Genomic DNA, 5,838 nt, shown 5'->3' with positions numbered 1-5,838 from the left:
AGGAACGGACGCTTCCTTTGTACTCACCCTCTCGGGCTTTCCTCCGGGCGCTTCCCTTCGGTCTTGCGTTTCCGACTCTATCAGACTCTTTCGGGCCTGACTCCCAGTCAGCGGGGCTTGCCTTCCCGGCCGTTGGGCCGTTCCGACGTCTCAAACTTTAGCGGATCTTCCCGGCAGTTCCTAATCGGGCCACCGGGCCCCAATCGAATTGAATTCGGGCACACCGAATTCACCCCGGCTGGGATCGAGCTGAAGATTTGAGTGCCGCATCAGCGGCGGAGGTGCCGTCGCGGAACCAGACCGGCTCCGTGACAACTCGAAGAACTTTACGCATCCGGCAGGGCAGTGTCAACACCCACCTGTCAAGATCTTTTGTCGGCTCCCCGGCCTGGCCCTCGTGAGCGACCGGAGGGACGAGTGTGGTCGTCGTCGATCGCCAGGATGGGGCTACCAGGACGGCTCCGACGCCGGGATCATCGCACCGGGCCGAGGCGCCCCGCCCACAAGACCTCACCTCAGCGGAACTCGTGGACCACCTGGATCTCGCCGACGATGTGGGCGTTGAAGTCGTCCAGCTCCTCGGCCGGGACCCAGAGCTCGAGGATCGTCCGCCCGCCGGCCTGCTGGACGGGATACCGGCCCAGGAACTCCGACTCGACCTCGAAGCGGGTGACGAAGCCGGCGCCGTCGTGCTTCACGTTCCAGTCCCGCGCGATCCTGACCGCGTAGTCCTCGTTGAGGACCGGGTAGAAGATCGGCTGCTCGGGCAGCCGGGGCGGCCAGGCACGCCAGTCCAGCTCCCGCACCAGATCCAGCTCCTTGGGGCCGGTGGGGCGCCACAGGGTCGTCGTTGCTCGCCGGCTGGTCATCCGCATCGCTCTCTGAACGTAGGCCGCCGGTACGGCGAGCCGGGAACCCGGACGATACCGGCCCCGCGAACTCGGCAGCTCCGCAGTTTCCGCAGCGCGCCCTGCCGACGGTCACCGTCATGGACGTCATCGGAGGCGTGGCCAAGGCCGAGCTGCTCGACGGCCAGGCGTCGGCCGTCGCCTGCCTTCCAGCTCGACCGGTCGACGGCTACCAGGACAGTCCCGAAGGCAGGAGTCCCTGCCCTCTACCGCCTATACAGGCCTACGGGCCTAGGAGAACAACTCGATCAGCCTCGACGTCGAACCCGAGCACCGGCTGGAGGCAATCCCCCTCCGGATCCATCACCACCGGCTTGCCCAACCGTCGCCCGAGCTCCCGAAGAAAGCCGCAGAACACATCCAGACGCTCCTGGCCCTGTAACTCCCGCAGGTCGACGTCGAAGTCGATTTCGTCGACGGCATGGAAGCGGAAGATCGCCAACACATCAGCGGACGGCCAGACTCTCAGGCCCGGGCACTCGGCATCGGCAGGGCGGGACAGCGCGACCTCCGCCCGGGGTACCGGAAGCACCGTCTCCCCCTCGGAGTACTGGCACTTCCAACGCCTCTCCGCGACAAGATCGAGCACCGCCTGCCAGTCCTCCACCGATGCGTTCGGAATGCGCACGTCCGGCAGCGACCCCGTCAAGGCCGGGTCGAAGAAGCAGCGCACGTCATCCCACAGCAGGTCGGCCACCGCACCATGCTGCCCCGCCTCTCAGGCCCACCGCACTCCTGTTTCCCTGGACCAAGGGCAGAGGAGCCCCGCCCTCTCGGGCGTGGGGTTCACGGCGAAGGCCCGCGGCGACCTCCGTATCTTGGCGCCATGGAAGGCGAAGAAGAACCGATGATCCGTGGGAATCACCGGGACGACGCGTCGGATCGTGCCCCGGGCCGACGAGCCTCCCCCAGAGACTGCTCGTGCTTCGACCAGACCCGACCCCGCCCGCGTGCTCGCGTCGGGTTCCACACCGAGCAGCAGGACACTTCGGCCCCGGGTTGGCGGCACCTGCTGGAGCTGGTCGACGAGGCCGTCGCCGACGGACGCGAGGAGTTCCGTCCCCTGGCCGAGCTGACCCCGGAAGAGCGCCGGCAGGTCATCACGCTGCCGGCCGGCATCGCCAGGCTGACCGCGGTCAAGCACCTCGTGCTCTACGGCAGCAACCTGGTCCGGATCCCACCCGCCATCGGAGGCATGACCAGCCTGGAGGAGTTCACCCCCTACACCTCCTACCGGCTGCACTGGTTCCCCTACGAGATCACCCGCTGCCGGAAGCTGACCCGCAGCACGGTGAGCACACGCGCCCTCTACGGCAACTACAAGGTGCGACCGCCCTTCCCGCGGCTTCGCCCCTCACCGGACTCTGCCGCGGAACGCGATCCGAGCAACCGGGACCCCTGGCGCTGGGGCACGCCCGACGCCCACAGGTGCAGCGTCTGCGACCGCGTGATCGAGCAGGACGGGCCGCACCAGGCGTGGATCTCGTTGCGCGTCGCCACTGACGTACTGCCCCTGCTGGTCAACGCCTGCTCACCGGCGTGTGTCGCCGCGCTGCCTGCCGGCGCCCAGGACTACATCCCCACACCGCACAGGGGCGGCCTGGTCGACCAGCCGGCGTCCGACTATGACTGAGTGGCGTCAGGGCAGGTGTCGGCGCGTCTCGGTCCAGGCGAGGAGCTGATCCCGTACCGGCCCGGGCTCCAGGTGGTCGACGAGTCCGTCGAGATGGGCTGTCAAGTTCTTGTGCCGCCGCAGCTCGCCCATCTGCTCCACCTCAAGGTCGCGCCAGTGGTCACCGAGAGCACGAGCCTCGGCCGGGGTAAGAGCCAACGCCGCGACGGTGTCCGACGCCAACGCCTCGGGGCTCCAGTCGTGATCCCCGTCATCGAGGCCGAGCTGGTCGATCACCCACGCCCGGAGCATGAAGTCGTGCTGCGCCGCTCGCGCGTGCTGCCAGGGACCGTCCCCACGCAGACGCCGGTTGACTTGCAAGGACAACTTGGCCCACTGCTTGCGGACTTCGCGGGTTTCGTCGGCGCCATAGGCATGCCCCTGCGCGACGACACGCACCGCCTCGAGTTCCCCTCCCTGGGCTCCCTCGGCGAACAACCGAAGCCGCTCGATCGTCCAGGTGCTGAGGCCGCTACTCAGGCTCTCGTGATCAGCACCGGCGTTCACAGGTCCTCGTTCCTGATGACAGTCATGCTCGACCGCCCCGTCGAGCACCACGTGGACACGACCGTCACCGAAGACACTCCCCATCGATCCCGCCCCGCCAGAGACCTCGCACATCGCACCCTGCCGCGCCACCCCTCCCACCGCAACGCCCCCTCCACCTTCGAGCGCACGACCGCCCCACTAAGAACTCCAATAAGAATGGCTCTTTGGGGTCGGCCGCCCGGCGTAGGGTGCTGTCGGCCAGCATGGGGCGATGGACTCTGAACAGCCGCTGCCTCGCGAGGTGAAGGTCATTGATTCGGCCTCGCTATTCAGGCTGGAGGAGCAGGCGGGTGACCTCGACCTGAGCCAGCGGTTGGACCCGTCGTGGGTGCGAGCGAATACAGCGCCCGACAGCACCCACTACCTGTGGCCGGCCCTGTGGCACAGCCTGTCCCATCGCCCGGAGGTTCCACGCCAGCTGCGCTGCGAGCTGTTGATCACTCTGCGCGCGGGAGACCGCGCGCTGAGCCTGCTGGATGTGCTTCCCTGCGACTTCGCCCCGCTGCCGAGGGTGATCTCACGCGAAGAGGGGATGCAGGTCCGCCAGCTCCTTGATCGAGCTCCTTCCGTCAGGGAATGGCTACTGCGGGAGGGCGAGGGTTCCGGCCTGCTGTGACAGACGTCGCCAGCAGGGGAGCGCGCATCCCTTCGTGGATGTCATCGCGAATCTCCCAGCGGATCCGCAGGCGCGGAGCCAGCGCAGGTGGGCGAAAGTCCTCTCGACAACCCAGCGTTGAGTGCCGAGACCGGAGCCGTATTCGGTGCCACGTCGCGCGATCAGCCGCTTCACTCCCAGCGCGCGGACGAGGCGGCGGTACTTGTCGTGGTCGTAGCCGCGGTCACCGAGAACGGCGTCGGGGCGGCACCGAGGTCGGCCGCGTTTGCCCACCTTGTCGAGCTCCGGTTCGTCTAGTGATGCCGTCCGCGTCCGATGAACCGACCCATCAGGGCCCGCGACGTAGGACAGGCCGCCGCCGTTCGAGCCGATGACCACCTTCTGATCCGCGCCGGCATCGACAGCGCCGTGCTCCTGGAGCCGCAGAAGGACGTCACTTGCCGGGTCGAGGAAGTAGCCGTTGCCGACGTCCGCCCAGGTGACATCGCCGATGCTGTCGTAGAAAGTGACCGGGTCAGCCGGGATGACGCCGGCTTGGGCAAGCGCGCGAGCCGCGGTTTGATCGTCGCGGCCGGCCGGCCGGACCTCGTTGGTGCCGGGGGGGGAAGGCCGTGCCGACGCTCGAACTCGCCTGCCAGGGCCGCGAGGGGCCCGGAGACTCTGTCGGTCCATGAGACCAGCCAGGCGGGTGAAAGCGAACGGTCACTCATGAAGCCAGATCGTGGCACGCTCCACGGACATCCTGGAGTGACCGGCAGTCCTGCACTCCCATGTCAGCGTGATCCCCACACCGAACCGACCGAACGCTCAACTACCGCCCTGGAAAAGGCCGCCAGGACCGAGCCACCTCATTGCGGTAGCCGCTATAAAAGGCCGCTTCTCTGGGGCTCCTCGGGGCGAGCTGTACAGGAATACTGCAGTGGTGCTGTTGACGTGGATCGCCGAGGTGGCGGACGAGCCTCTGGTGCTGGAGCCGGCCGACCGGCGGGTGGAGTGGGAGACCAACACCTGGTCGCTGAGTGCGGCTGACGAGGACAGGAGTTCGTTGTCCGTCGCCCAGGTGGTGGCTGCCTTCGAGCGGACCGCTGCTGCCATCCGGGAACGCATTCGGGTTCTCGGCTTCTCTGGGGTGGCGACGTTCTACGTGTGGCACGACGAACAGGCGGGCCAGCTCCGGTGCTCGACCGGTTCCGTGCCCCCGGATGCGCTGCCGTTCGGCGGTAGCTACGCGCCCTCCGGCGACCTCGGTCCGGTCATCGAGGGATTTCTGGCCGACAGCGAGCCCGGCTTCATCGCATGGCCGGACCTGGACGACGCACAGAACCTCTCGGAGCAGATCGAGACCGGACCGGAGGACACGCCCTTCGCTGTCTGGGTCAGCAGTGTCGGAGTCTCCCGCTGACTCGTCCGGCACCAGCCGCTCACCAGTTCCGCCGTTCACGGTTCATGGACAGCTCCCGCCGTTCGAGAGCTGGCACGATGTGCGGCATGACCACGATCCGAAAGGTCCATGCCGCGTAGACGGCCAGGACGAGTCCGGGCCGGCCTTCCCCGCCACCGGACGACACGAACAGAGCAGTCCATCGACGGCTTGTCGTCGAGCGCGCTGTCAGAGGTCGTCCGCCTCGAACGCACTCGCAACTACCTGCAGCCAGGGGACATCAGCACAGCCGTGCGCCTCTGGAAGGACTATGTCCACCGCCCCGAGCACCTGCTGTGGCACGACTACCAGTGGGGCAACGTGCACTGGTACTGCTGCGGCAACCCCTTGCAAGCACGCGCTCTTCTCGACACCGTGATGCAGGCCGTGTCGCCTCGAAGCGCCCGCGAACTCCGCCAGCTCGTCGGCCGGCTCGACGCCATATGGGATCAACCGCCCCGCCGTACGAGCCCCCGTGAGGGATGAGGCGCCCGCAGCAAGCCGCCGGTGCCCTGCTTGCCGTTTCAGGTCAGCTCATGACGGCCGGCGATCTCGACATTTCGAGGCCGGGAAATTGGTCTTGAACGCAGAAAACCCCCGGACCGGTATCCCCGGTCCGGGGGTCTTCTCACAATTTGTTCGGCGGCGTCCTACTCTCCCACAGGGTCCCCCC

The 5,838-nt window shown here is 67.5% G+C and carries 7 protein-coding genes and 1 pseudogene; 4 read left to right on the top strand and 4 right to left on the bottom strand.

Annotated elements, in window-relative coordinates; all coding sequences use genetic code 11:
* Positions 1–515 precede the first annotated feature (515 nt).
* Both ACZ4TO_RS38955 and ACZ4TO_RS38950 read right to left on the bottom strand, forming a co-directional pair.
* Positions 516–869, bottom strand: coding sequence for a hypothetical protein (locus tag ACZ4TO_RS38955; protein WP_382797302.1), 354 nt, complete (start codon positions 867–869; stop codon positions 516–518).
* A 262-nt stretch (positions 870–1,131) separates the two neighbouring features.
* The gene (locus ACZ4TO_RS38950) at positions 1,132–1,605 is read right to left on the bottom strand and encodes a hypothetical protein (protein ID WP_468026722.1); all 474 of its coding nucleotides are present in this window, start codon (positions 1,603–1,605) and stop codon (positions 1,132–1,134) included.
* A gap of 150 nt (positions 1,606–1,755) precedes the next feature.
* Here ACZ4TO_RS38950 and ACZ4TO_RS38945 point away from each other — a divergent pair, with 150 nt between their 5' ends.
* Positions 1,756–2,541 (top strand): leucine-rich repeat domain-containing protein, encoded by a 786-nt coding sequence (locus ACZ4TO_RS38945; RefSeq protein ID WP_468026721.1) that lies wholly within the window; start codon positions 1,756–1,758, stop codon positions 2,539–2,541.
* A 6-nt stretch (positions 2,542–2,547) separates the two neighbouring features.
* Here ACZ4TO_RS38945 and ACZ4TO_RS38940 read toward each other — a convergent pair whose 3' ends face one another.
* The gene (locus ACZ4TO_RS38940) at positions 2,548–3,138 is read right to left on the bottom strand and encodes a hypothetical protein (RefSeq protein ID WP_468026720.1); all 591 of its coding nucleotides are present in this window, start codon (positions 3,136–3,138) and stop codon (positions 2,548–2,550) included.
* A 202-nt stretch (positions 3,139–3,340) separates the two neighbouring features.
* Between ACZ4TO_RS38940 and ACZ4TO_RS38935 the strand changes: the two genes are divergently transcribed.
* Positions 3,341–3,745, top strand: coding sequence for a hypothetical protein (locus ACZ4TO_RS38935; RefSeq protein ID WP_468026719.1), 405 nt, complete (start codon positions 3,341–3,343; stop codon positions 3,743–3,745).
* Here the strand turns inward: ACZ4TO_RS38935 and ACZ4TO_RS38930 are convergent.
* Positions 3,699–4,015: pseudogene (locus tag ACZ4TO_RS38930) on the bottom strand (transposase); the annotation flags it as partial. The gene ACZ4TO_RS38935 and the pseudogene ACZ4TO_RS38930 sit on opposite strands and share 47 nt — an antisense overlap.
* 649 nt (positions 4,016–4,664) lie before the next feature.
* On the opposite strand from ACZ4TO_RS38930, the gene ACZ4TO_RS38925 reads away from it, so the two are divergent.
* Positions 4,665–5,147, top strand: coding sequence for a hypothetical protein (locus tag ACZ4TO_RS38925; protein ID WP_468026718.1), 483 nt, complete (start codon positions 4,665–4,667; stop codon positions 5,145–5,147).
* A 270-nt stretch (positions 5,148–5,417) separates the two neighbouring features.
* On the top strand, positions 5,418–5,651 hold the full coding sequence (locus ACZ4TO_RS38920) for a hypothetical protein (protein WP_468026717.1): 234 nt from the start codon (positions 5,418–5,420) through the stop codon (positions 5,649–5,651).
* Positions 5,652–5,838 lie beyond the last annotated feature (187 nt).

This window comes from Streptomyces sp. NPDC028298 (assembly GCF_055565895.1).
Note: the sequence above shows the minus strand (reverse complement) of the source record. Positions and strands in the feature narration are given on the sequence as shown.

Bases quoted from the DNA above. Each gene is read 5' to 3' on its own strand.
- ACZ4TO_RS38955 (WP_382797302.1), bottom strand. From the start codon at position 869: ATGACCAGCCGGCGAGCAACGACGACCCTGTGGCGCCCCACCGGCCCC.
- ACZ4TO_RS38935 (WP_468026719.1), top strand. From the start codon at position 3,341: ATGGACTCTGAACAGCCGCTGCCTCGCGAGGTGAAGGTCATTGATTCG.
- ACZ4TO_RS38945 (WP_468026721.1), top strand. From the start codon at position 1,756: ATGATCCGTGGGAATCACCGGGACGACGCGTCGGATCGTGCCCCGGGC.